Genomic DNA, 21024 nt, shown 5'->3' with positions numbered 1-21024 from the left:
ATTATAGACTTAGGCCACCATCTTCTTCTTCTCTTCTACGGAATGTAACTTTTCCTTCTATGAACTCTTCAATAGCTACATTAGTGGATTTAGGCATTCTCTCATAGAATTTAGAGATTTCTATTTGCTCTCTGTTTTCGAAAATTTCTTCAAGGTTATCTACTGTTGAGGCAAATTCGGCTAACTTGTTGTTAAGCTCTTCCTTTACATTAACAGCAACTTGTCTTGCTCTTTTTCCAATGATTGCTACACTCTCATATACGTTGCCAGTAACATTGGCAAGTTTATCCATATCTCTTGTAACAATTGATGCTTGAATAGCCATAACTTTTATTTCAATTTAATTAAATTATTTTTTTGCCAGTTCGGTAGATTTCTCCAAACTGTTAGCATATCTCTTCTCTGCGTCTTTAATAAATTCACTTTCAGGGTAGTCATCTATAAACTCTAAGTAATAGGTGTTGGCCTCTTGGTAGCGCTCCAGCTGTTTGCTGTATATACTACGCTGAGCCAATTCATACTGAGCCATAAACTTCATGTAGGCTACCTCTTCGTTGAATTTTGAATCAGGGAAGTCATTTTTAAAGGTATCGAAAGCTACTACTGCAGCTTTATATTTTTCTATTTTATAGTAAAGCTTAGCATTTTCGTAAGCTTTTAATTCCAGTTTTTCCTGTATGTCATCAATAACGGCAGTAGCGTCATCTCTAAACTTGGTAGAAGGGTACTTATTGATGAAGTTTTGCATAGCTATTAGCGCTTCCATACTACTGGTCTGATCCAGGTTGTAAGCAGGGGAGTTAGCATATAAAGAATAAGCATGCATATACTGTGCTTCCTGAGCGTATTCACTTCTGGCGTAAGTTTCATAAAACACTTTGAAGTGATGTGCTGCTAGTAAGAAGAAGTTCTGATAATATTGGCAATAAGCAAATTTAAACTGAACATCTTCACCCTCAGGAAGTCCTCTTACTATAGGTAAAACCTGCTCAAATAATACGCCTGAGCGGTAATAGTCTTTGTCTTCGTAATACTTTAGTGCCGCATCATATTTAACCCTCCAGTCTTCACTTTTCTCAATTTTGCGGAATTTGCTACATGAGAATATAGAAAGGATGGTAAGTACAATGATAAAGTTCTTGGAAAATACCCGTTTTAACATAAGGGTGCAAATATAGGTTAGTAATTTATAATATACAATGGTATTATGCGTAGTCGCCGAGGTTTATAACGAAAGTATATTGGGCTTAGTTTGTTGAGGGAGATTATTTTTTAACGATCAGCTTGCGGGTCATCACTCCGTCGTTATCTACATATAAGGTGTAAAAGTATACTCCGGAGTTCAAATCATTAGTCTTTATTTTAATTTTAGTTTCTAATGATGATAGCTTGTATTCGCTAATAATACTGCCTAAAACATTGTGAATGACTATTTTAGCGTTTTTGTTTTGGTTGAGGATATTGTATTCTACAATAGCAAAATCTTCAACAGGATTAGGGTAAACATCATTTATTTTTATGTCTTTGGAGCTGAAGATCAGTTTCTTTTCGGTGCTTTCTTCAATGGTGTAAGTTACTTCATGCTCAATGGCATCAGTAGGATTGTCCCTGTCAAAAATTAAATATTTCACAGTGCTAAACCCTGGTGCGAGGCCTCCTATGAGTATGCTTTTAAATTTAGAGGTGGTTTCTCCTGGGTTTAAACGTTTTGATAATGGCAATTGATTAGTGCTTGGGTCAAAGCATTCATTATCCCAGCAGAAGTAGTTGATTTGGCCTGTGCCTATCATCTGATCCACTCTTTTAATTATCATTTGAATGGGCCGGGAGGAGTTGTTTCTTATGGGTATAGTAGCAGAAATGTCTTGTCCTATGTTTCCTGCGAAGGCTTGAGTATTATCAATTACTTCAAAGCTTTGCGCATATGCACTGCATATGGATATAAAGCCCAGAACCATTGATAAATATAATTTCATGTTAAAAACATAGTTATGATCTACTTATATAAAGCCTACTACTGAACTGAACAATATACAAAAAAACTATTAATAAATAAAGCTTACCACTTCCTGCTACTCCTCCTTCTTCAATTGTGATCTATTCTTCTTTAACTTTATACTGTCGTTAGTTTTTTTTGTTTCAAGTTCTATGCTTTTTGGAGATGGTCCTGTGTCTTTCTCTTCGGTGTCATCGTTGCTATCCGGCTTTGCGTCAGCCTCTTCTCCCAGCACATCTTTTCTTTCAGGTTTTTCAGAAATTCTCCATTTAAAATCTTTTAATCTTCTTTCAGGATCTTCCAGCTCATGCGGAGGGATAAATGAGGCATCGGGAGTTACATAAGAAGATAGGTTGTCTACCTTATTAAGCTTGAAATTGATAATCATAAAACTACAGGTGATTTTATTCATCCCCATCAGGTAACTATCTGTTTCATCCAGAGCGAAAAATAAACTTTCTGCATTACCATTAACGTCCACTTTTTTAATGCTGCCTTCCTTAAAGTAGGCTACCATGCTCCGTCCTTTTATCTGATTGTAATTGGAGATACTATCTTCAGATATTACAAAGGAGTTTTCATTCATATTAAGCCTTTCTATGGAGCCATTGGCTAAGACGGCATTAATAGAATCAGCTTCTATCTGGCTGCCGCCGCTCCATAATACAGGATCATCATAAAAGTAAATGGTAGAGTCACTGGTGAAATAGGCCAGAGAATCAGAAACTCCACGGAGATCAGGCTTAAATATTTTAACATTTTTATAAGCTAATAACCTTTTTTTAGCAGGATCTTCATTTTCTATTGCTACCAAAGTATCAGCCTTTAGGTAAAGCGTATCTTTTTGCATTACCTTTTTCATAAGTGCATTTCCATATACTTTAGAGATTCCGTCCTTTTTTTTGGTAAAAGCCATCATCTCCGGTAATAATCACATCTTGCTCTTTAGAAATGAGCACTACATTGCCTTTAGCAGTATATTTTTTACTCAGATCATCCAGATTAAGCCTATCACCTTTAAGTATGTATTCTTTACTTTCTATTTGACCAATGTTCAGGTCAGAACGTTTTATTTTAGTATCGTACTGTCCGGTTTCATAGTTGAAAATGCTACTGTCACTGTCTACAATTTTGGTGGGAGCACGGAAGTAAATAATCTTGGTCTTGGTGTTATACTGTAGAGTATCAGAGGTTAAGGTGTAGTCTGGGTTTACTGCCTTTACATCAGTTTTAAAAGAGGCCATACTAGTATTTACCTGATAGTATCCTTTTTCACTAGTAAGTACGTTGGCGCTGTCTACTATTTTGCCGCCTTCGTAGTAGCGAGCTTCCTGTTGTATTCGGTAATAATCCAGGTAGTCTGTGTATAAAGTCATTTGTGCTTTTTTTACAAAGACTACATCTTCCCTGAGTTGCGCTTCTTTTTTATTACCATCATATATAAGTTTTTCGGCAGTAATAGTTACTGAGTCGCCTTCTACAATTTTTACATGGCCGTAAGCTTCTATGAAGTTTTTTGCGTTAAAGAAGTAGGCAGAGTCACTATAGATGGTGGTCTCCTTCTGTTGGAAGATAACATTGCCTATAACACGATCTATGCGTTGGCCATCTCTAATTCCGCCCTTCCATATATCGGCTTGCTTCAATTGTATCTGTTCTTTCTGTGCGAAAGCCGTAAGAGCAGTAGCGCAGAGCAGAACAAGAATATATGTTATTTTTAGGGTAAATTTGATCATGATAATTAACAGTTTGCAAAACTAACCAAAAAAATGGGGTACAACCATGGTTAAGAAATTTTTAGATTTTATAGATGACAATAATTTATGTACATATACCGATGGGCTGCTGGTAGCGGTAAGTGGAGGAGTAGACTCCATGGTGCTGGCCATGCTGCTGAAGCAGGCTAAATACTCGTTTACAATAGCACATTGTAATTTTAACCTGAGAGGCGCTTCTTCTGATGAAGATGAAGATTTTGTGAAAAAGTTTGCCAAATCGATAAAGGTTGATTGTGTAACAGAGTCATTTGATACCAAAAATTATGCCGAAAGAAACTCTATTTCTATAGAAATGGCAGCTCGGGAATTGAGGTATGAATGGTTTAATAAATTGCTTCAAGAGCGGGGATTAAGCTGCCTGGTAACAGCCCATCATCTTAATGATAGTTTGGAGACTACCCTTTATAACCTAACTAAAGGTACGGGCATAAGCGGTTTGCGAGGTATCAAGGCTAGGAATGGCCGGCTAATAAGGCCATTGCTGTGGGCTACTAAGGAAGAGATAGTGTATTATGCCAGCCGCAATGAAATACGTTGGCGAGATGACGTTAGTAATTTTTCTGATGATTATATGCGAAATAAGATCAGGAATAATGTGGTGCCTGAGCTAAGGAAGATTAACCCTTCGGTAGAAAACACTTATGTAAACACCCAAAAGCGGTTAATGGAAATGGAGCAGATGCTGCATGAGGTAAGAGATGATTTCAAATATAACTACTGGGAGCAAAAAGGAGCGGATCATTATCTGTCATTACAGCAGTTACGGAAGATTGATAAAGTAGTGGTGCTAGAAGAACTGCTTCGTCCTTTTGGTTTTACGTTTGTGCAGGCGGAAGAAGTGATGCAGGCTGTAAGGGTAGGCGAGCCAGGCAAGCTGTTTCTATCGGCTTCTCATCAGGTGAATGTGGATAGGGACAGTCTTATTGTTAGTGAAAGAGGAGAAGAAGAAATAGCCTTTGAAATTAAAGAAGAGGATGATTTAGTGAAGCAAGGAGAGTTGACTTTTCAGCTTTATACTACAGAAGACAATAGTAAAATATTAAAATCAGCCAATAAGGTGAGCTTGGATTATGAGCGTTTGGAGTTCCCTCTTAAAGTGAGAAAATGGCAGCAGGGAGATGCTTTTAGACCTCTGGGAATGAGGGGTAAAAAAAAAGCTAAGCGATTTTATGATAGATGAGAAAATTCCATTAAACTTGAAAGAGAGGGTCTATGTGCTTACCTCTGGTGAAAATATTGCTTGGGTGATTGGCTACAGAATAGATGACCGGTATAAGATAACATCTTCTTCAAAGAAGATATTCAACATAGTAAGAGTAGATCATGAATAATCCATTTAAAAAGACCTTTACGCCTGAGCAGCACGATTTATTTCTATATCTGTCCAGGATAGATTTATTCTCCACCCTCAATTACAAGCAGATGTCACTCTTCCTGCCATTTATGTATGAGAGAAAATATGAGCAAGACGAAGTGGTATTTTTTAGAAATGACCCTAGCCATGCTTTGTACCTCATTAAAAAAGGAGAAATAGCGCTCACTATAGATGTGAATGAAAGGTTTGAAGACCTTACCAAAGTAGGGCCGGGAGTAGCGCTGGGAGAAAGCTGCTTGTTGAGAAATACCAAGCGTTTGCTTAATGCTTTTGTGGTGTCAGAAAAGGCAGAGTTTTATGTGATACCCCAAGATAATATCTTCGATATTTTTGAAAATAATATAAAAATAAAGACCCGTATGTTGGAGGTGCTGGCGGAGGTTTATAATGAATATAATTCCAATGTTTTTAAGGCTTACAAGTCCTCTATGGGGTTCTTCAATTTAAGTCAGGTTTATCGCGGTTAAGGCCTTAATTTAATTGATTGTAAGCTTAGCGAAGTCCTTCGTATTGGTTAATTTTGTTAGCCGTATAAACAAATTCATTCAATCAATTACATATAAAAATTATGAAAATAACAGTAGTTGGAGCAGGTAATGTAGGCGCTACCTGTGCCGATGTTTTAGCCTATCGCGAAATAGCTAATGAAGTAGTGCTGGTAGATATAAAAGAAGGAGTAGCAGAAGGAAAAGCTTTAGATATTTTTCAGAAAGCTCCCATTAATTTGTACGATACCAGAACTATAGGTTCAACTAATGATTACAGCAAAACAGCAGGTTCTGATGTAGTGGTTATTACTTCTGGTTTACCAAGAAAACCAGGGATGACTCGTGATGACCTTATCGAAACCAATGCGGGCATTGTGAAGTCAGTGACTGAAAATGTAATCAAGCACTCTCCTGATGCTATTATTATCATTGTTTCTAATCCTCTTGATGTAATGACATATCAGGCTCATTTATCATCTAAACTACCTCGTACCAAAGTAATGGGTATGGCTGGTATTTTAGATACTGCCCGTTACAGAGCATTTTTAGCTGAAGCACTTGATGTTTCTCCTAAAGATATCCAAGCTGTACTTATGGGTGGTCATGGTGATACTATGGTGCCTCTTCCAAGATACACTACCGTAGGGGGTATCCCTGTAACTGAGCTTATAGATAAAGATAAGCTTGATGCTATCATCAAAAGAACACAAACTGGTGGTGGTGAGCTAGTGAAATTAATGGGTACTTCAGCTTGGTATGCTCCAGGTTCTGCTGCTGCTCAAATGGCTGAAGCTATCGTTAAAGATCAAAAAAGAGTATTCCCAGTATGTATTAAGCTGGAAGGTGAATACGGAATTGATAACTGCTACTTAGGAGTACCTGTAGTGCTTGGTAAAAACGGAGTTGAAAAGGTAATAGAATTAGACCTTAACGATGAAGAAAAAGCATTACTAGAAACTTCTAGAAAGCATGTTACAGAAGTAATGGAAGTTCTTGATAAATTGAACGGATAATTAGTTCTTAATATTGAAATTGAAAGAAGAGCGGGCTTTGTCCCGCTTTTTTTGTTGGTAATGATAATTAGATGGTAGCTGAGGCAGGAGAGATGAAAAGCGAGAAATGGCTATGATTAGTGAGGCAGAGGCACAAAAAAAGGTGCCTTGTATAAGCACCCTTTAAAATATAATATTATTTATCTTCCTCTTTTAGGCATGGTTCTGAAAATGTAATCCCAAAATGGAGATGATACACCAAAAGCTCTTTCAGGATCTTTGTAGTGGTGTATAGCATGATGCACCCACAAAGTTTTAAATGCATTTTTTGGTGGCTGATAAGCGTGTACAATATAGTGTACAAACAAATAGCTGGCATAACCAATCAAAAATCCAGGAAGGAAGCCAAATACAAAGTCTCCCATAATTAATCTGAATATTAGAAGTAATGTGGTAGCTAGCGTAAGACTCACCAACGGAGGCATTGCCAATCTATCTTTATCTTTAGGATAGTCATGATGTACCCCATGGAAATTGTATTGTATCTTTTTTCTGAGCTTAGTATATGTATCCATGTGAAATACATAACGGTGCATTAAATATTCAACAAATGTAAAGACAAACAACCCTACAAAGAATAAAGTAACGGTAGTTGCTACTGCTAATGCTGTGTGGGTTACACTCCAGTACAACAGCCCTGCTGAATAAATGAAAAATAAGGTGATAGGTATAGATATATGTGTTCTTGAAAGCCTCTCAATGAGCTTATTGTTAAATAATACTTTAGTGTCTTTTGATTCTACTTGTGCCATTCCTCTGTGCTAAAATTTTCACAAAAATAATTTATGTAAATGGTTTTTAATAAAATTGAGCCATTTTTATAATTAACTAATTACACCGCTTTGGGTGAAATTGTTTCATTTTTCCACTGTTTGTCCAGTATTTTTTGATACATATTTTCATACATCGGCATAATTTCAGTGATATTGAACTGCTTAGCTCTTGCTAATGCATTCTTTTTGAAAGTAGGCAGATTGTCCTTGTCTAAAATATGCAGAGCATTTTTTGTCATGTCTTCAATGTCTCCGGCTTTACTCATGTAACCGGTTTCTCCATTGATGTTTAGTTCAGGTAAACCACCAGCGTTAGATGATATTACCGGCACTTCACAAGCCATAGCTTCCAGCGCTGCTAGTCCGAAGCTTTCTTTTTCTGAAGGCATTATAAATAGATCAGCTACAGAAAGTACTTCTTCTACGGCTTCTAGCTTTCCTAAAAAGCGTACGTCATCACAGATTTGAAATTGACGGCACAGTGCTTCTATATTGTTTCTTTCCGGGCCGTCACCTACTAACAATAATTTAGCAGGTATTTCTTTCCTGATATTACTAAATATTCTGATAACATCATCGACACGCTTCACTTTTCTGAAATTGGAAGTGTGTACAATTAAAGGTTCATCATTAGGACAAATGGCCATTTTAAAATGTTCCTTTTTCTGCTTTTTAAACCTGTCAAGATCAATAAAATTAGGAATAACCTCTATATCCTGAGTGATTTTGAAGTGCTCATAGGTGTCTTTCTTCAAATCTTCAGAAACAGCTGTTACACCATCAGAAGCATTAATGCTGAAAGTAACTACCGGAGCGTATGAAGCATCTTTACCCACGAGCGTTATGTCTGTGCCGTGCAGGGTAGTTACTACAGGTATGTCTATGCCTTCTGTTTTTAGTATTTGCTTAGCCATATAGGCAGAAGATGCATGTGGAATAGCATAATGTACATGCAATATCTCTAGCTTCTCGTATTTCACTACATCTACCAACTTACTGGCCAGAGCCAGCTCATAAGGAGGGTATTGAAATAACGGGTAAGAACGAATATCTACTTCATGATAGAAGAGGTTCTCATTAAAAAAATCCAACCTGGTAGGTTGTGAATAGGTTATAAAATGAACATTATGACCCGCTTTAGCCAAGGCTTTGCCCAGCTCTGTTGCTACCACTCCACTACCACCAAACGTAGGGTAGCATACAATTCCTATTTTCATCCTTTTTCTCATAAATTAATATGAATCTATATGTTGATTATAGTGCCACATAGATTCATAGATCACATCCTGAATTCTTGTACGGATATTATTTTTAATAAGTTTTGTATTTTCAGCATCGGGGTATATCCTGTTAGATAAGAATATATAAATTAAGTTAAATTCTGGATCTGCCCAAATAGCTGTGCCGGTAAATCCGGTATGCCCGAAAGTTTTCGCGGAAGCATAGGTGGAAGTAGGTCCGTTCCATTCTCCCATTTGCGGTTTATCCCAGCCAATTCCTCTTCTGTTAGTTTTATATTGCTGCGTAGTAAATCGTTCTAATGTACCCTCTTGGTAATATCTGATACCTCCATATTCACCATCCTGAAGGTGCATTTGCAGCATTTTTGCTAAGTCAAGTGCATTGCTAAATAAGCCTGCATGACCGGCTACACCGCCGCTCATGGCGGCTCCTTGATCATGTACTAACCCATAAACAAGATTATTTCTGAAAAGGTTGTCATCTTCTGTAGGAGCTATGCGGCTGAGCGGGTAATTACATAGAGGGAGGTAGCCCATAGTAGTAAGCCCCATAGGATCATAAAAATTTTGTTGAAGAAACTCATTCATCGGTTGATTGAGTTTTTTTTCAGCGGTTCTTTTTTATATATAGTACCCCATGTCACTATACTTATAGTCATAGGGTACGTGCGGCTCTTTGTCTCTCAGCTTAGCGCTTACCACCCAGCTCCAAAGGCTATCCTGCATCACATCAGAGGTGTACAGGTTGTCAGATACCTGATAAGAAAATTCTGAGCTAGGCTCTTTATGATAAAACTGATGAAAAAGGGTAGGATCATCTGTGGTCTGTTTCCAGAAAGGTAGATAAGGCCATAGTCCGGCTTGGTGAGTGAGGATGTCTCGCCAAATCATATTTTCTTTATTGGTGCCTTTAAGCTCAGGCAAGTAGACTGATATTTTTTTATCAAGGTCAATTACCCCTCTTTCTTCTAAAAACATAAAAGCCTGCATGCTGGCCATTACTTTAGTTACAGAGGCTATATCGTAAATGGTTTCTTTAGTAACAGGTCTAAGGCTGTCATAAGTGTAGTAGCCATATGATTTTTGGAAAACCACTTTACCGTCTTTAGCTACTAATACCTGGCAGCCAGGGGTTGCTTTATCATTGATGGCTTCTTTAGCAATACCATCAATTTTGTTTAAAACATCCATATCCATTCCCACGGCTTCGGGTATAGAAAAGCCAAGGCGCTGGAGGTAGGGCGTGGTAGCTCCACTGCCAATGGGGAAGTTTTTAATGCTTACAGGAAGGCGAGCAGAGGTTTTAATGGCCCCGAATATAGCTTCCGGAATTAGCTGCTGAGTGATGATATTGTTTTCATAAGAGCAGGTAATAGCGGAAGCATTGCTAAACAGTGGTATAGCGTAAGGTGTACCAAGAATATTAAGCACTACCTGCGTTTCTTTCCCTAGTTTGTTAATAAGATCAATGGCATCTTTAGAAATCCCATAGTTGTCTTTTGCAGGGTCTATATCTGCAACGGCTATCATTATCACGCCGTATGATTTCAGCTCTTTAAATAATATTTCGTTAGAGGAGGCTTCATATTTATAATGGACTACCGGTGCATATTTGTCAAGGTAATCATCATATTGGCCGGTGCTTCCTATAGTAAGGGAAGCGAAATATTTATTATCTAGATTAACAATGGGAAGCAGGCTGTCTGCATTAAATACAGTAGTGATAGTGTTTTCAAAAAGACTGTTTTGTAGAAATTTGGCTTTGGGTTTATTAAGCTTCCTTATGATGTTCTCAGTATTTAAAGGTTGCCACTTACCTGTTAGTCCGGCTCTATACTTTGCTCTTAGCACTCTTTTAACACTGGCTTCAAACTGATCTTGCCTTATCTTTTTTTTACGTAGTGCTAATTTTATTTTCTCTAATGCTTCTGGAATATTTTCTGGAAATAGTAAGATGTCATTACCCGCTTTCAGAGCTTCCATTTCAGCTTCTCCGGCTTTATATTTACCAGATATAGCTTTCATGTTTAAGGCATCAGTAATTACCAGTCCTTGATATTGAAGGTCTGAGCGCAGAAAGCCCGATATTGCCTTTTCTGATAAGGATACAGGCTCATTCTTTTTGGTGATGGCGGGCATATCTACGTGTGCTGTCATTATGCTGGCTACTCCGGCGTTCATCAGCTGCTTGAAAGGGTATAATTCAAGTGTATCCAGCCTTTCCTGGCTGATATCAATTTTAGGAAGAGTAAGGTGAGAATCCTGATGGGAGTCTCCATGGCCAGGGAAGTGCTTGGCGCAAGCTAATACGCCGTTTTCCTGCAGGCCTCGCATGTAAGCTAATGCTTTTTCGCTTACTATTTTTTTGTCACTACTAAAAGACCTTACGCCTATAACCGGGTTTAGCGGATTGTTATTAATATCTGCTACAGGAGCGAAATTGAGGTGTACGCCTAGTATTTTCATCTCTCGGGCTATTTCCTGCCCCATGGCATAAATAAGGCTATCCTTTTCTATAGCACCTAATGCCATTTGCCTGGGAAAGCTCAGCGTGCTGTCTATTCGCATGCCAGCACCCCACTCCATATCCATACCTATTAATAAAGGCGTCTTGGATAAGCATTGCAGCCGATTAGTGATTTTAATTTGTTTGATAGGAGAACCTTGCATAAAAATGAGGCCTCCAATTTGTCTTTTCTTTATGAGTGCTTCGAGACTCTCTAAATGCTCGGTGCTGCCATTAGAATAAGCAGGAACCATGAAAAGCTGACCGATTCTTTGCTCCAGATTAAGTTTTTGATAGACACTGTCTACCCATTGTTCTTGTTGTTGGTTTTGAGAGAAGCCAGTAACCGATAAGCCAAAAATCAATAGAGAGGCGCTAAAAACTTTTTTAAACATGCAGCCGTTTCCTTTATGAATAAAACGTTTAAAAAATTAATTTTGTATTCTACTAAGATAGAAATAATTGCCAAACATGTGTCCATATTACGAATAATGGATTATGTTATCAAAAAGATATAACTTCGTCAATCATTTCTTTACGATGTGAATGTAGTAAGATCCTGAAGATGAACGGTGTATCTAGGCCAAAAATATTTAACATATGAGACTTCCTTCATTATTTAAGACTCCGAAATACCAAAGATTCAATGTAGCGCCCCGTTATTATGATCCTGTAAAGGAAGAAATAGACGCGCGCACTTCTCACATTAAGAGCATGATTGAGGCGGACCTGGGAAAACTTGATGAAAAAGATTTTCCTAAGTCAAGAATCTCTGGCTCTTTTACTACCAGAAAACCGGCCAGAAAGAATGTAAACATGACTCAGCCTGTAATTATCTTGTTACTTACTGCCGGGCTTGTGGGATATTGGTTCTATGGAAATATTGCTTTGTATATTTTTCTTCTGGTATCTTCTGTATTATTGTACCTTAAAGTCAAAAGAATTATCTAAAGCCGAGAATACTACATGCCAGACATCATACGATTACTTCCTGATTCATTAGCCAACCAAATAGCAGCAGGAGAGGTAGTACAGCGTCCGGCATCGGCCATAAAAGAGCTTCTGGAAAACTCCATAGATGCTGGTGCGGATGAGGTCACTGTGATTATTAAAGAAGCAGGTAAAACCATGATGCAGATCATGGATAATGGAAAAGGTATGTCTGAAACTGACGCTCGAATGAGCCTGGAGAGACACGCTACTTCTAAAATTACCAAAACAGAAGATCTTTTTTCTATACGAACCATGGGCTTTCGTGGAGAGGCATTGGCTTCAATAGCTGCTGTATCTCAGATGGAGATTAAAACGCGGCAGGAAGGTGAAGAGCTGGGTACGCTGATTACTGTAGAGGCTTCTGAAATAAAAAAGCAGGAGCCTGTAGCTTGTGAAAAGGGAACGTCTATTTGCATAAAAAATCTGTTTTATAATGTGCCTGCCCGTAGGAATTTTTTGAAATCCAACGGCGTAGAAATGAAGCACATAGTTGAGGAGTTTCAAAGGGTGGCTTTGGCCAATCCGGAAGTAAAATTTTCTCTCTACCAAAATGATTTGGAAACCTATAGCTTGCCAGGCGGTAAACTGAGTCAGAGGATTATAGGCCTTTTTGGTAAAAACTACCGGGAGCAACTGGCCTCTTGTTCAGAAGAAATGGCTGAGGTGAAAATCTATGGATATATAGGTAAACCTGAGTTTGCGCGCAAAACCAGAGGGGAGCAGTTTTTCTTTGTTAATAACAGGTTTATAAAAAGTAACTACCTCAACCACGCCGTGATGAACGCCTTTGAAGGGCTGCTGCCAGAAGGAAGCTTTCCTTTTTACGTGCTTTTTATAGAGTTAGATCCCGTACATGTAGATATTAACGTTCATCCTACCAAGACAGAAATTAAGTTTGATGATGAGCGCACTATCTATACTTTGGTGAGGGCAGCGGTAAAGCAGGCGCTGGCTACTCATAACATTACGCCTACTATTGATTTTCAGGCAGATATTAATTTAGGAACCAAGCTCTCTGGCGGGATGGACCTGACAAGAGAAAGAGAGACTATAAAAGATAAGAACTATACTCAGTTTAGAAATACGGAGTCGCCCCAGCAGAAGTCTAACAGAGATAATTGGGAGAAACTGTTTGATCAGGAACACTTGGGTAAGACTCCTTCAATGACCTCTATGCCTAACAGGCATGAGCCGGAAGAGAACCTTACTATTACTTTTGGGAGTAAGGTAAACGCAGAAACACCGGTAGAGGCTGAGAATGAAGAGCGAGGTAAAGCCATGTTTCAGCTGCATAATAAGTATATCCTTATTCAGGTGAAATCAGGATTGATGTTGGTAGATCAGCAGGCAGCGCATGAGCGAATATTGTTTGAAAAATATATCAACCATCTTAAAAATAACACAGGGGCATCGCAGCAATCTCTTTTTCCTCAAACGGTGTCACTAAACCCTGGAGACTATTCCCTCGTAATGGATATGCAGGAGGAGATGTCAGCTTTAGGTTTTAAAATAGAACCTTTTGGCAAAAATGACATTATTATAAAGGGCTTGCCGGCTGATATTGGTAATGCTAATGAAAAGGAGATTTTTGAAGGACTTATAGATCAGTTTAAGAGAAATAAATCTGAGCTTTCTATTCCCCGAAATGAGAACCTGGCCAGGGCATTGGCTCGCAGAACAGCCATTAAAAGAGGGGCTCGCTTAAATGAAGAGGAGATGTCCGGGTTGGTAGATCAGTTATTTGCTTGTTCCAATCCAAATTATGCTGCTAATGGGCAAACAACTTTTCATATTTTGGATTTAAATAGGATAGAAAATTTCTTTAATAGGTAAGAGATATGATGCAGAGACTTACGCCGGTTGTTAAAAACCTGTTGATTATAAATGTAGTAGTTTTTTTACTTCAGTATTTAATGGGAGATATGCATCTAACGGAGTATGTCTCTCTGTGGGGGTTGCAGTCGCCTAACTTCAGGCCGTATCAATTTCTGACTTATATGTTTGCGCATTCGGGCATATTTCACATTATGTTTAATATGTTCGGGCTCATTTTTCTAGGGCCTTTGTTGGAGCAGTTTTGGGGGCCAAAAAGGTTTCTGATATTTTATCTGGTTACTGGTATAGGTGCAGGATTACTATATAATGGTATAGAATATTGGAGGGTAAGTAGCCTTCAAGGTGCTGTAGATACCTATTTAGAAGCTCCTAATGCAGATAATTTCACTCGTTTTGCTGATGAGAATAAGGAGTATTTCAATCAATCAGTATTTGATTTTTCTAATGAATTCTCTAAGCACGAAAACGATCCAGCTTATATTCAAAGAAGTAAAGATATAGCTATTGGAGCATATCAGAGTGCCTCTAAAAGCGGAAAAATGCTAGGTGCATCAGGAGCGGTATATGGTATACTTATGGCCTTCGGCTTGCTGTTTCCTAATACACAGCTTATGTTGCTCATTCCGCCCATACCTATTAAGGCAAAATATTTAGTGCTCATACTTGGAGGAATAGCCCTTTACTCCGGGCTAAGCAGAAATCCTGGCGATAACGTAGCGCACTTTGCTCACCTGGGAGGGATGGTGTTCGCTTTTATAATGATCAAAATTTGGCAGGGCCAAAGAAATAAATTTTATTAAGATGTATAGCAGAGGTGGCTTTTTAGACGAGTTTAAAAATGCTTTTAATAGGCCTAATTATTCTCATGTTCAGCTCATTATCATAAATGTAGTAATGTTCGTGCTTATTGGTTTGCTCAATGTGATCATGAACCTGGCGCAGACACACGTAGAGCTTATAAGTTTTATAGCATTACCAGCTAATGTAGATGTATTTATAACCAGACCGTGGACAATATTGACTTATATGTTTACGCATGTAGGCATATGGCATATACTCATGAATATGCTTATTCTTTATTGGTTCGGAAGGATATTAATTAATTTCCTTGGAAGTGATAAGCTCATTGCCTCTTATGTTTTAGGAGGTTTAGGTGGTGGAGTGCTTTATATGTTGGCATATAATCTTATACCCTATTTTGCTCAGGCGGTTAATGTATCTATTTTATTTGGAGCATCTGCAGGAGTGCTTGCTGTAGTGGCAGCAGCAGCTACACTGGTGCCTAACTATACTGTAGCTCTACTATTTATAGGTCCAGTAAAGATAAAGTATATCGCTCTGTTTTATGTGGTGCTTTCATTTTTGCAATCTACAGGTAGTAATGCCGGAGGTGAGATAGCTCACTTAGGTGGCGCTTTAGTGGGCTTCATTTATATAAAGCAAATACAAAAAGGCACTGATCTGGGGAATTGGGTAATTAGGATTATGTATTTTTTCAAAAGGCTTTTTACCTCTTCTCCTAATATTAAAGTAAGCTATAAAAGAACTAAGCAGTCTAGGAAAAGCAAAGCACATACATCAACAGCTAGTAGTCCGGTTCACTCTAAAAAATCTGATCAGGCAGAAATAGATGCCATTCTGGACAAAATATCTGAAAAAGGATACGAAAGCCTTTCTAAGGAGGAAAAGCAGAAGCTTTTTAATGCGAGTAATAAGTAGGTTTCAAAATTGAATTGTTATATTATTTAATATTTAAAATCACTAGTGTCCGAGAAAAAGATAGGGGCCTCTGAATAATTTCAAGAGTGCCCCATAATGTGTATTTTCGGTTTACCACAACAAAAAATCACACATGAGTAAAAATACATATTTCTACGGACAGCCAATCTTTTCTCAACTATTATCGCTGATAGATAAATCGGTGTTAAATCAAATAATATCAAAATACCAATCTGACAGATATTACAAGAAATTGAATACTTGGCATCACCTAGTAAGCATGTTATACTGCTGTTTCAGTGGGGCAAGTGCTCTCAGAGAGCTTACTACGGGGCTTTTGGCCTGCCAAAACAAGCTGATCCATTTAGGTATTCAATTTATACCCAGACGTTCCACTTTATCAGATAGCAACAAAAAACGCAGTAGTATAGTCTTTGCAGACATTTACATGAAATTGTTTAAAAAGTATCGGCACCTTTTGCCGGACAGCCGCTTGAGAATGGAAGTTCTCAATAAACTTTATATTGTTGATTCAACGATTATTAGTCTGTTTAAAGATATTCTCAAGGTAGCAGGACGCCCTAGAAAAGATGGCAAAAGCAAGGGAGGCATTAAAGCTCATGTAATGATTCATGCGGCAGAATTAATGCCATGTTTAGTACGGTTGACCAAGGGAAGTCAGCATGATCATACATTTTTAAAGCAATTACAACTCCCAGAAGGATCCTATGTGGTGATGGATAAAGGGTATATCGATTATAGACAATACGCACAATGGAGTCATCAAGGGATATTTTACATTACTAGAATGAAGGAAAATGCCAGATATCAATCAATAGATGAGCTAGAACTGCCTGAAGATAAAGACTTTTGTGTACTTAAGGATGAAAAAGTTGTTATCAGTTTCAAGACTGATGGACAAGTGCAAGAGCTTCAAAATAGAAGAATAGCCTATTATGATGACCTCAATAATAAATTATTAGTGTTTATGACCAATAATATGGAGTTGGAAGCAGCCACAATAGCGGCCATTTATAAATACCGATGGCAGATAGAGCTTTTATTTAAAAAGCTGAAGCAGAACTTTCCTCTCAAATATTTTCTGGGGGACAACCAAAATGCTATTGAGATCCAAATTTGGAGTGCCCTGATCTGTCTATTATTGATGGAAGTAGTCCGAAAACAGATCAAAAAAAGATGGGCCTTCTCTAATATGGTCTCATTGGTAAGGTTTCACTTGATGGCCTATGTTCACCTTACCCGCTTTCTAAACAATCCAGACCTAGAACTTCAAAAAACAATATATAAAACCAATCAATACCCTTTATTTAGTCCATAGAGGGCTCACTTTTCCAGATTAGAAGAAAACCACTTTATTTTTGCTTAGAATCGCTAAAATTTCTTAGACCAGAGTTTAGTCGGACACTAGTGATTTAAAATATGGTTTTATATTTAGGAGTATATTACATTCTTAAATATGAAGCCTATTCTATTAATATTTCTTTTCGGTCTTATATCTATTACTGGCATTTCGCAAAACACGCCTATAAGCCCATTTAAATTAGTCGATGAAGCCAAGCGGAATCTTAATTATCTTAAACCTGTAAAGGTTTTGCGAGATTCAGCAGAGCTTTACCTTAACACTGACTATGAAGGCTATTATTACCAGGCGTTATCTACTTATCAGTCTTATGCAGGAGACTATTTTGGGGCTCTAAAAAGCTATGACAAGGCTTTTGGAAGGGGAAAGGCCAATAAGGTAGACTCTACCGAAGATATTAAAATTTTACCTGCTGCTCCTCTCATTTATGAAAAAGCCCGGAAATCTCAATTGCTAATTCTCAATGAAGCGCATCATGTGGCATTACATCGTGCTTTTGCCGCTAGTCTGTTAGATTCTTTATATGCGATGGGGTATCGGTATTTTGCGGTAGAAACCTTACTCTATACTGATGATAAACTGGCGGAGCGAGGATATCCTATTGAAGGAAGCGGTACTTATACCATTGAGCCTACCTTTGGTAATCTCATTAGAAAGGCAGCGGCAGTAGGATTTAAGTTTATAGCACATGAGGTTAGAGATGATCAGGAAATGGAGATTGAAGATTGGAAGAAGAGGTCTAATTTCCGAGATTCTATCATGGCAGTCAATGTAAATGCTGTGTTAGAAGCCGATGAGAATGCGAAGGTTTTTATGTACGTGGGGTATGATCATTTGCAGGAGCAAGAGAAGGACGGCATTAAGAGAATGGCCTATTTTCTTAAAAGGAATTATGGAATAGACCCTTTTACTATTGAGCAAACAGAATATACTGAAAAAGGTAGTCGAAAGCATGAATCTTATATGTACGAATATGTGGCAGGTAAGATCGAGGCTCCATCAGTGGTGTATACCAATGGAAGTCTTTATAAGAGTAAGCGCTATGCCGACTTGGTAGATTTACAAATATTTCACTCACGGACGCGCTTCAAATCTGACAGGCCTGATTGGCTCTTTAAATATTTACTAATGAAGCCTTTTTCAGTATATATCTCTGATTTTAAGGAACAAGAAATAATTGTGCAGGCGTATTATCAGCAGGAGTTAAATGAAGAAGAGCATCCTGTACCTCTTGATCATATTGCTGTAACTGATCATGAAAGTACGGTTAGCTTAGCTTTGCCAGCTAAGCCCTCCGGTTCATTAATCATTCAGATAAGAGATATAGAAAATCAGGTTTTAAGAGAGGTTGGGGTGGATTAATTCTTATTCGCCAACTGCCCACAGGCGGCATCAATGTCTTTACCTCTGCTTCTTCTTACATTTACTATTATGTCGGCTGCTTTTAATTTTTCAGTGTAGATATCCAGAGCTTCCTCAGAGGCTTGTTGAAACTCCCCGTCATCAATAGGATTGTATTCTATCAGATTTACTTTAGAAGGGATCACTTTACAGAATTTTACCAGAGCATCGGCATCTTTTTCAGTGTCATTAATTCCCCTCCATACTACATACTCATAAGTAACTTTCTTTTTGGTCTTGTAGTACCAATATTTCAAAGCTTCTTTTAGCGCATCAAGGTCATTTTTTTCATTAATGGGCATTACCTTAGATCGGGTTTCATCTATGGCTGAGTGTAATGAAACGGCCAGATTAAACTTCACCTCATCATCGGCCATTTTTTTGATCATTTTAGGAATGCCTACCGTAGAAAGTGTAATCCTTTTTGGAGACATACCCAGGCCCTCAGGGAGAGTGATCTTGTCAATGGCAGCAATCACATTACTGTAATTAAGCAGTGGTTCGCCCATTCCCATGAATACTATATTGGTCAAAGGGCGATTCATAAAGCGTTCGCTTTGTTCTTTAATAGCTACTACCTGATCATAAATTTCATCAGCATTGAGGTTGCGCATGCGCTTTAGTCTGGCGGTAGCGCAAAAGTTGCAGTCCAGGCTGCAGCCTACCTGTGAGGAGATACAAGCCGTAATTCTGGTGTCAGTAGGAATAAGCACAGACTCTACCACAGCACCATCAAACAGTTTTACAGCATTTTTAATAGTACCATCATCGCTGCGCTGCATCTGATCTACAGCTATATGATTGATAATGAAATCCGCCTTTAACTTATCTCGGGTTTCCAGAGAGATATTGGTCATCTGGTCAAAATCTTTGGCAGACTTTTTCCATAGCCACTCATATACTTGCTTGGCGCGAAAAGGCTTTTCTCCTATGCTTACAAAGTAATCCTTTATCTGCTCTCTGTTGAGCTGCCTGATGTCCTTTTTCTCCTCTTGTGCTATCATAATATTTGCAAAGATAAACAAACATCAGACAAGGCCATACGGTTCATTTTCGAAGTTTTAATTAGGGTTTCGTCTTATGATAGTACTTCGGTTAATCCAACAGGCTACTTGATAGTTCTTTCCTTCATCAAGGCTTTCGTTGAAAATATCTTCTATTGTAGGGAATTGCTGGGCTGCGTTTTTCATAGCATCAGTGTCGCCGGCTTTCTCATACATGTCATAGGCGGCCCAGTATACAGAGCGGTCGGCTACTTTGCTGCTTTCTTTTTTGCAATCATTAAAGCTGTTGTAATATAAATCGCCAATAAGTTTATATGCTTTTTTATAATTACCATCAGTAGCTAAGGCTTTTTCAGCATAATTTTTTGCTTCTATTTTATTGCCAGCCTGAGTTTGTTTTACGGCTATATGAAAATAGAGATCTGCCTTTTTGGAGGCGTCTGTACTGGCTTCTATGGCTTTGTTGTAATATTCCATAGCAGCCTGTTTTTTGCCTTCATTCCAATCGTGGTCTGCTAAAATGCGATAGATTAAAGGATTAGGATCTACTTTTATGTATTCTTTAGCCACATCAAAAAAGAAAGGTTCGCTGGTGCAGCCTTCAGATACGGCCAGTTTAAACACTCTTTTCATCATATTCTGGTCTGTAGCGATTCTGGGGGCTAACTTTTCTCTAATAAAATCACAGTTTACAGGTACTATTTGCAAAAGTATTTTGGTGGTGACTGATCTGATTTTTTCGAGTGTTTCTTCGTTTACAGATTCACTTTTGGCGTCAATAGCATCCATTATTTTGTAATAGCGGGTCAGCACTTCATCATCAGATAGAGGAGAAATGGCATTATACCTTCTAATTACATCCATATAAGCCGCCAGATTATTAACGCCTACATCAGTGCCGTTTAGTTTGTAGGTTTTTTCAAATACCTCGAAGAGTTCTTTTTCCTTGTTAGGCCTATCTTTCAGGTATTTATAAGAGGCAGATGCTTTGCGGTCAATCAAGTCTTTTTCATTATTGAAATGCTCCATGCGCAGATCATAAACAATCAGCACGGAGTCTTCATATGCCTCGGCAGGCTTTTTCTTATCAGCTAATTCCTGATATAGTTTTATTCCATTGATGTAAATACTTTCATGAATACCCGGAGTGTTTTCTAAAAGCCATTCTAAAGGTTTTCTTGCAGCATTAAGGTTGTCTGCTCTGAAGTTATCAGAAAAGAGGGCGTACATACTTTGCGCTTCCCGGCTGAGTGATTCGTCTTCGGGAAGGTTCAGTTGGGCAAATGAACCGCTTCCTATTAACAGGAAAATAAGTCCGATTATAAGTGTTCTTTTCATACCAATCTAAGACAATATGTCATCAAAATAATATTTTTTCTTAAAATAACTGTCATTTTTTCTGACTTTTTTTGAATTGGACTGTTGGACAAGAATTTGATGAGAACACAGTGAAGCAATAAGAATTAAGACATAAAAACATA

At 38.1% G+C, this 21024-nt stretch carries 21 protein-coding genes; 10 read left to right on the top strand and 11 right to left on the bottom strand.

The features are described 5' to 3' along the window. Position 1: 1 nt before the first annotated feature. From LVD15_RS03140 to LVD15_RS03120, 5 genes are all read right to left on the bottom strand, one after another. Positions 2-325: a DNA-directed RNA polymerase subunit omega gene (locus tag LVD15_RS03140; protein ID WP_233778832.1), complete on the bottom strand. Its 324-nt coding sequence runs from the start codon at positions 323-325 to the stop codon at positions 2-4. Positions 326-349: 24 nt separating this feature from the next. Further along, positions 350-1162 (bottom strand): outer membrane protein assembly factor BamD, encoded by an 813-nt coding sequence (locus LVD15_RS03135; protein WP_233778831.1) that lies wholly within the window; start codon positions 1160-1162, stop codon positions 350-352. 103 nt (positions 1163-1265) lie between these two features. Continuing rightward, positions 1266-1976 (bottom strand): T9SS type A sorting domain-containing protein, encoded by a 711-nt coding sequence (locus LVD15_RS03130; protein ID WP_233778830.1) that lies wholly within the window; start codon positions 1974-1976, stop codon positions 1266-1268. A 96-nt stretch (positions 1977-2072) separates the two neighbouring features. Further along, a complete protein-coding gene (locus LVD15_RS03125; protein ID WP_233778829.1) occupies positions 2073-2858 on the bottom strand; it encodes an LptA/OstA family protein in 786 nt (261 codons plus the stop codon). A gap of 19 nt (positions 2859-2877) precedes the next feature. After that, on the bottom strand, positions 2878-3732 hold the full coding sequence (locus LVD15_RS03120; RefSeq protein WP_233778828.1) for an OstA-like protein: 855 nt from the start codon (positions 3730-3732) through the stop codon (positions 2878-2880). A 46-nt stretch (positions 3733-3778) separates the two neighbouring features. On the opposite strand from LVD15_RS03120, the gene tilS reads away from it, so the two are divergent. From tilS to mdh, 4 genes are all read left to right on the top strand, one after another. Then, positions 3779-4954, top strand: a complete 1176-nt coding sequence (gene tilS / locus LVD15_RS03115; RefSeq protein WP_233778827.1) for a tRNA lysidine(34) synthetase TilS — start codon at positions 3779-3781, stop codon at positions 4952-4954. Then, positions 4944-5105: a tRNA lysidine(34) synthetase TilS C-terminal domain-containing protein gene (locus LVD15_RS03110; RefSeq protein WP_233778826.1), complete on the top strand. Its 162-nt coding sequence runs from the start codon at positions 4944-4946 to the stop codon at positions 5103-5105. Before tilS ends, LVD15_RS03110 begins: the two co-directional genes overlap by 11 nt. Beyond that, positions 5098-5616: a Crp/Fnr family transcriptional regulator gene (locus tag LVD15_RS03105; protein WP_233778825.1), complete on the top strand. Its 519-nt coding sequence runs from the start codon at positions 5098-5100 to the stop codon at positions 5614-5616. The genes LVD15_RS03110 and LVD15_RS03105 overlap by 8 nt, the downstream gene beginning before the upstream one ends. A gap of 101 nt (positions 5617-5717) precedes the next feature. Next, positions 5718-6650: a malate dehydrogenase gene (mdh, locus tag LVD15_RS03100; protein ID WP_233778824.1), complete on the top strand. Its 933-nt coding sequence runs from the start codon at positions 5718-5720 to the stop codon at positions 6648-6650. A 179-nt stretch (positions 6651-6829) separates the two neighbouring features. Here the strand turns inward: mdh and LVD15_RS03095 are convergent, their stop codons facing one another. The 4 genes from LVD15_RS03095 to LVD15_RS03080 all read right to left on the bottom strand — a co-directional run bounded on the left by LVD15_RS03095 (position 6830) and on the right by LVD15_RS03080 (position 11604). Then, positions 6830-7441, bottom strand: coding sequence for a sterol desaturase family protein (locus LVD15_RS03095; protein WP_233778823.1), 612 nt, complete (start codon positions 7439-7441; stop codon positions 6830-6832). Positions 7442-7521: 80 nt separating this feature from the next. After that, on the bottom strand, positions 7522-8679 hold the full coding sequence (gene bshA, locus LVD15_RS03090) for an N-acetyl-alpha-D-glucosaminyl L-malate synthase BshA (RefSeq protein WP_233778822.1): 1158 nt from the start codon (positions 8677-8679) through the stop codon (positions 7522-7524). A gap of 15 nt (positions 8680-8694) precedes the next feature. Then, entirely contained in the window at positions 8695-9291 is a 597-nt protein-coding gene (locus LVD15_RS03085; RefSeq protein ID WP_233778821.1) for a serine hydrolase domain-containing protein, read from the bottom strand. 33 nt (positions 9292-9324) lie between these two features. Further along, positions 9325-11604, bottom strand: coding sequence for a serine hydrolase domain-containing protein (locus LVD15_RS03080; protein WP_233778820.1), 2280 nt, complete (start codon positions 11602-11604; stop codon positions 9325-9327). A gap of 205 nt (positions 11605-11809) precedes the next feature. Here LVD15_RS03080 and LVD15_RS03075 point away from each other — a divergent pair, with 205 nt between their 5' ends. The 6 genes from LVD15_RS03075 (at position 11810) to LVD15_RS03050 (ending at position 18500) form a co-directional block, all read left to right on the top strand. Then, positions 11810-12160: a hypothetical protein gene (locus LVD15_RS03075; RefSeq protein WP_233778819.1), complete on the top strand. Its 351-nt coding sequence runs from the start codon at positions 11810-11812 to the stop codon at positions 12158-12160. Positions 12161-12175: 15 nt separating this feature from the next. After that, positions 12176-14035 (top strand): DNA mismatch repair endonuclease MutL, encoded by a 1860-nt coding sequence (mutL, locus tag LVD15_RS03070; protein WP_233778818.1) that lies wholly within the window; start codon positions 12176-12178, stop codon positions 14033-14035. A gap of 5 nt (positions 14036-14040) precedes the next feature. Next, a complete protein-coding gene (locus LVD15_RS03065) occupies positions 14041-14838 on the top strand; it encodes a rhomboid family intramembrane serine protease (protein ID WP_233778817.1) in 798 nt (265 codons plus the stop codon). A gap of 1 nt (position 14839) precedes the next feature. Further along, positions 14840-15757, top strand: coding sequence for a rhomboid family intramembrane serine protease (locus LVD15_RS03060; protein WP_233778816.1), 918 nt, complete (start codon positions 14840-14842; stop codon positions 15755-15757). Between the two features lie 133 nt (positions 15758-15890). Continuing rightward, entirely contained in the window at positions 15891-17096 is a 1206-nt protein-coding gene (locus tag LVD15_RS03055; protein WP_233776251.1) for an IS4 family transposase, read from the top strand. Positions 17097-17234: 138 nt separating this feature from the next. Next, a complete protein-coding gene (locus tag LVD15_RS03050; RefSeq protein WP_233778815.1) occupies positions 17235-18500 on the top strand; it encodes a hypothetical protein in 1266 nt (421 codons plus the stop codon). Here the strand turns inward: LVD15_RS03050 and rlmN are convergent. Beyond that, positions 18497-19543 carry a dual-specificity RNA methyltransferase RlmN gene (gene rlmN / locus LVD15_RS03045; RefSeq protein ID WP_233778814.1) on the bottom strand — a complete coding sequence of 349 codons (1047 nt, stop codon included), beginning with the start codon at positions 19541-19543 and terminating at the stop codon, positions 18497-18499. The two genes, LVD15_RS03050 and rlmN, sit on opposite strands and share 4 nt — an antisense overlap. 57 nt (positions 19544-19600) lie before the next feature. Continuing rightward, positions 19601-20881, bottom strand: a complete 1281-nt coding sequence (locus LVD15_RS03040; protein WP_233778813.1) for a tetratricopeptide repeat protein — start codon at positions 20879-20881, stop codon at positions 19601-19603. Positions 20882-21024 lie beyond the last annotated feature (143 nt).

Origin of the sequence: Fulvivirga maritima (genome assembly GCF_021389955.1) — a bacterium.
Taxonomy (GTDB): Bacteria; Bacteroidota; Bacteroidia; order Cytophagales; family Cyclobacteriaceae; genus Fulvivirga; species Fulvivirga maritima.
This window is presented reverse-complemented; position numbering and strand designations above follow the sequence as displayed.

Excerpts from the sequence above, each read along its gene's own strand:
- LVD15_RS03140 (WP_233778832.1), bottom strand. The coding sequence starts at position 325 with ATGGCTATTCAAGCATCAATTGTTACAAGAGATATGGATAAACTTGCC.
- LVD15_RS03135 (WP_233778831.1), bottom strand. The coding sequence starts at position 1,162 with ATGTTAAAACGGGTATTTTCCAAGAACTTTATCATTGTACTTACCATC.
- LVD15_RS03130 (WP_233778830.1), bottom strand. The coding sequence starts at position 1,976 with ATGAAATTATATTTATCAATGGTTCTGGGCTTTATATCCATATGCAGT.
- LVD15_RS03125 (WP_233778829.1), bottom strand. The coding sequence starts at position 2,858 with ATGAAAAAGGTAATGCAAAAAGATACGCTTTACCTAAAGGCTGATACT.
- LVD15_RS03120 (WP_233778828.1), bottom strand. The coding sequence starts at position 3,732 with ATGATCAAATTTACCCTAAAAATAACATATATTCTTGTTCTGCTCTGC.
- tilS (WP_233778827.1), top strand. The coding sequence starts at position 3,779 with ATGGTTAAGAAATTTTTAGATTTTATAGATGACAATAATTTATGTACA.
- LVD15_RS03110 (WP_233778826.1), top strand. The coding sequence starts at position 4,944 with ATGATAGATGAGAAAATTCCATTAAACTTGAAAGAGAGGGTCTATGTG.
- LVD15_RS03105 (WP_233778825.1), top strand. The coding sequence starts at position 5,098 with ATGAATAATCCATTTAAAAAGACCTTTACGCCTGAGCAGCACGATTTA.
- mdh (WP_233778824.1), top strand. The coding sequence starts at position 5,718 with ATGAAAATAACAGTAGTTGGAGCAGGTAATGTAGGCGCTACCTGTGCC.
- LVD15_RS03095 (WP_233778823.1), bottom strand. The coding sequence starts at position 7,441 with ATGGCACAAGTAGAATCAAAAGACACTAAAGTATTATTTAACAATAAG.
- bshA (WP_233778822.1), bottom strand. The coding sequence starts at position 8,679 with ATGAAAATAGGAATTGTATGCTACCCTACGTTTGGTGGTAGTGGAGTG.
- LVD15_RS03085 (WP_233778821.1), bottom strand. The coding sequence starts at position 9,291 with ATGAATGAGTTTCTTCAACAAAATTTTTATGATCCTATGGGGCTTACT.
- LVD15_RS03080 (WP_233778820.1), bottom strand. The coding sequence starts at position 11,604 with ATGTTTAAAAAAGTTTTTAGCGCCTCTCTATTGATTTTTGGCTTATCG.
- LVD15_RS03075 (WP_233778819.1), top strand. The coding sequence starts at position 11,810 with ATGAGACTTCCTTCATTATTTAAGACTCCGAAATACCAAAGATTCAAT.
- mutL (WP_233778818.1), top strand. The coding sequence starts at position 12,176 with ATGCCAGACATCATACGATTACTTCCTGATTCATTAGCCAACCAAATA.
- LVD15_RS03065 (WP_233778817.1), top strand. The coding sequence starts at position 14,041 with ATGATGCAGAGACTTACGCCGGTTGTTAAAAACCTGTTGATTATAAAT.
- LVD15_RS03060 (WP_233778816.1), top strand. The coding sequence starts at position 14,840 with ATGTATAGCAGAGGTGGCTTTTTAGACGAGTTTAAAAATGCTTTTAAT.
- LVD15_RS03055 (WP_233776251.1), top strand. The coding sequence starts at position 15,891 with ATGAGTAAAAATACATATTTCTACGGACAGCCAATCTTTTCTCAACTA.
- LVD15_RS03050 (WP_233778815.1), top strand. The coding sequence starts at position 17,235 with ATGAAGCCTATTCTATTAATATTTCTTTTCGGTCTTATATCTATTACT.
- rlmN (WP_233778814.1), bottom strand. The coding sequence starts at position 19,543 with ATGATAGCACAAGAGGAGAAAAAGGACATCAGGCAGCTCAACAGAGAG.
- LVD15_RS03040 (WP_233778813.1), bottom strand. The coding sequence starts at position 20,881 with ATGAAAAGAACACTTATAATCGGACTTATTTTCCTGTTAATAGGAAGC.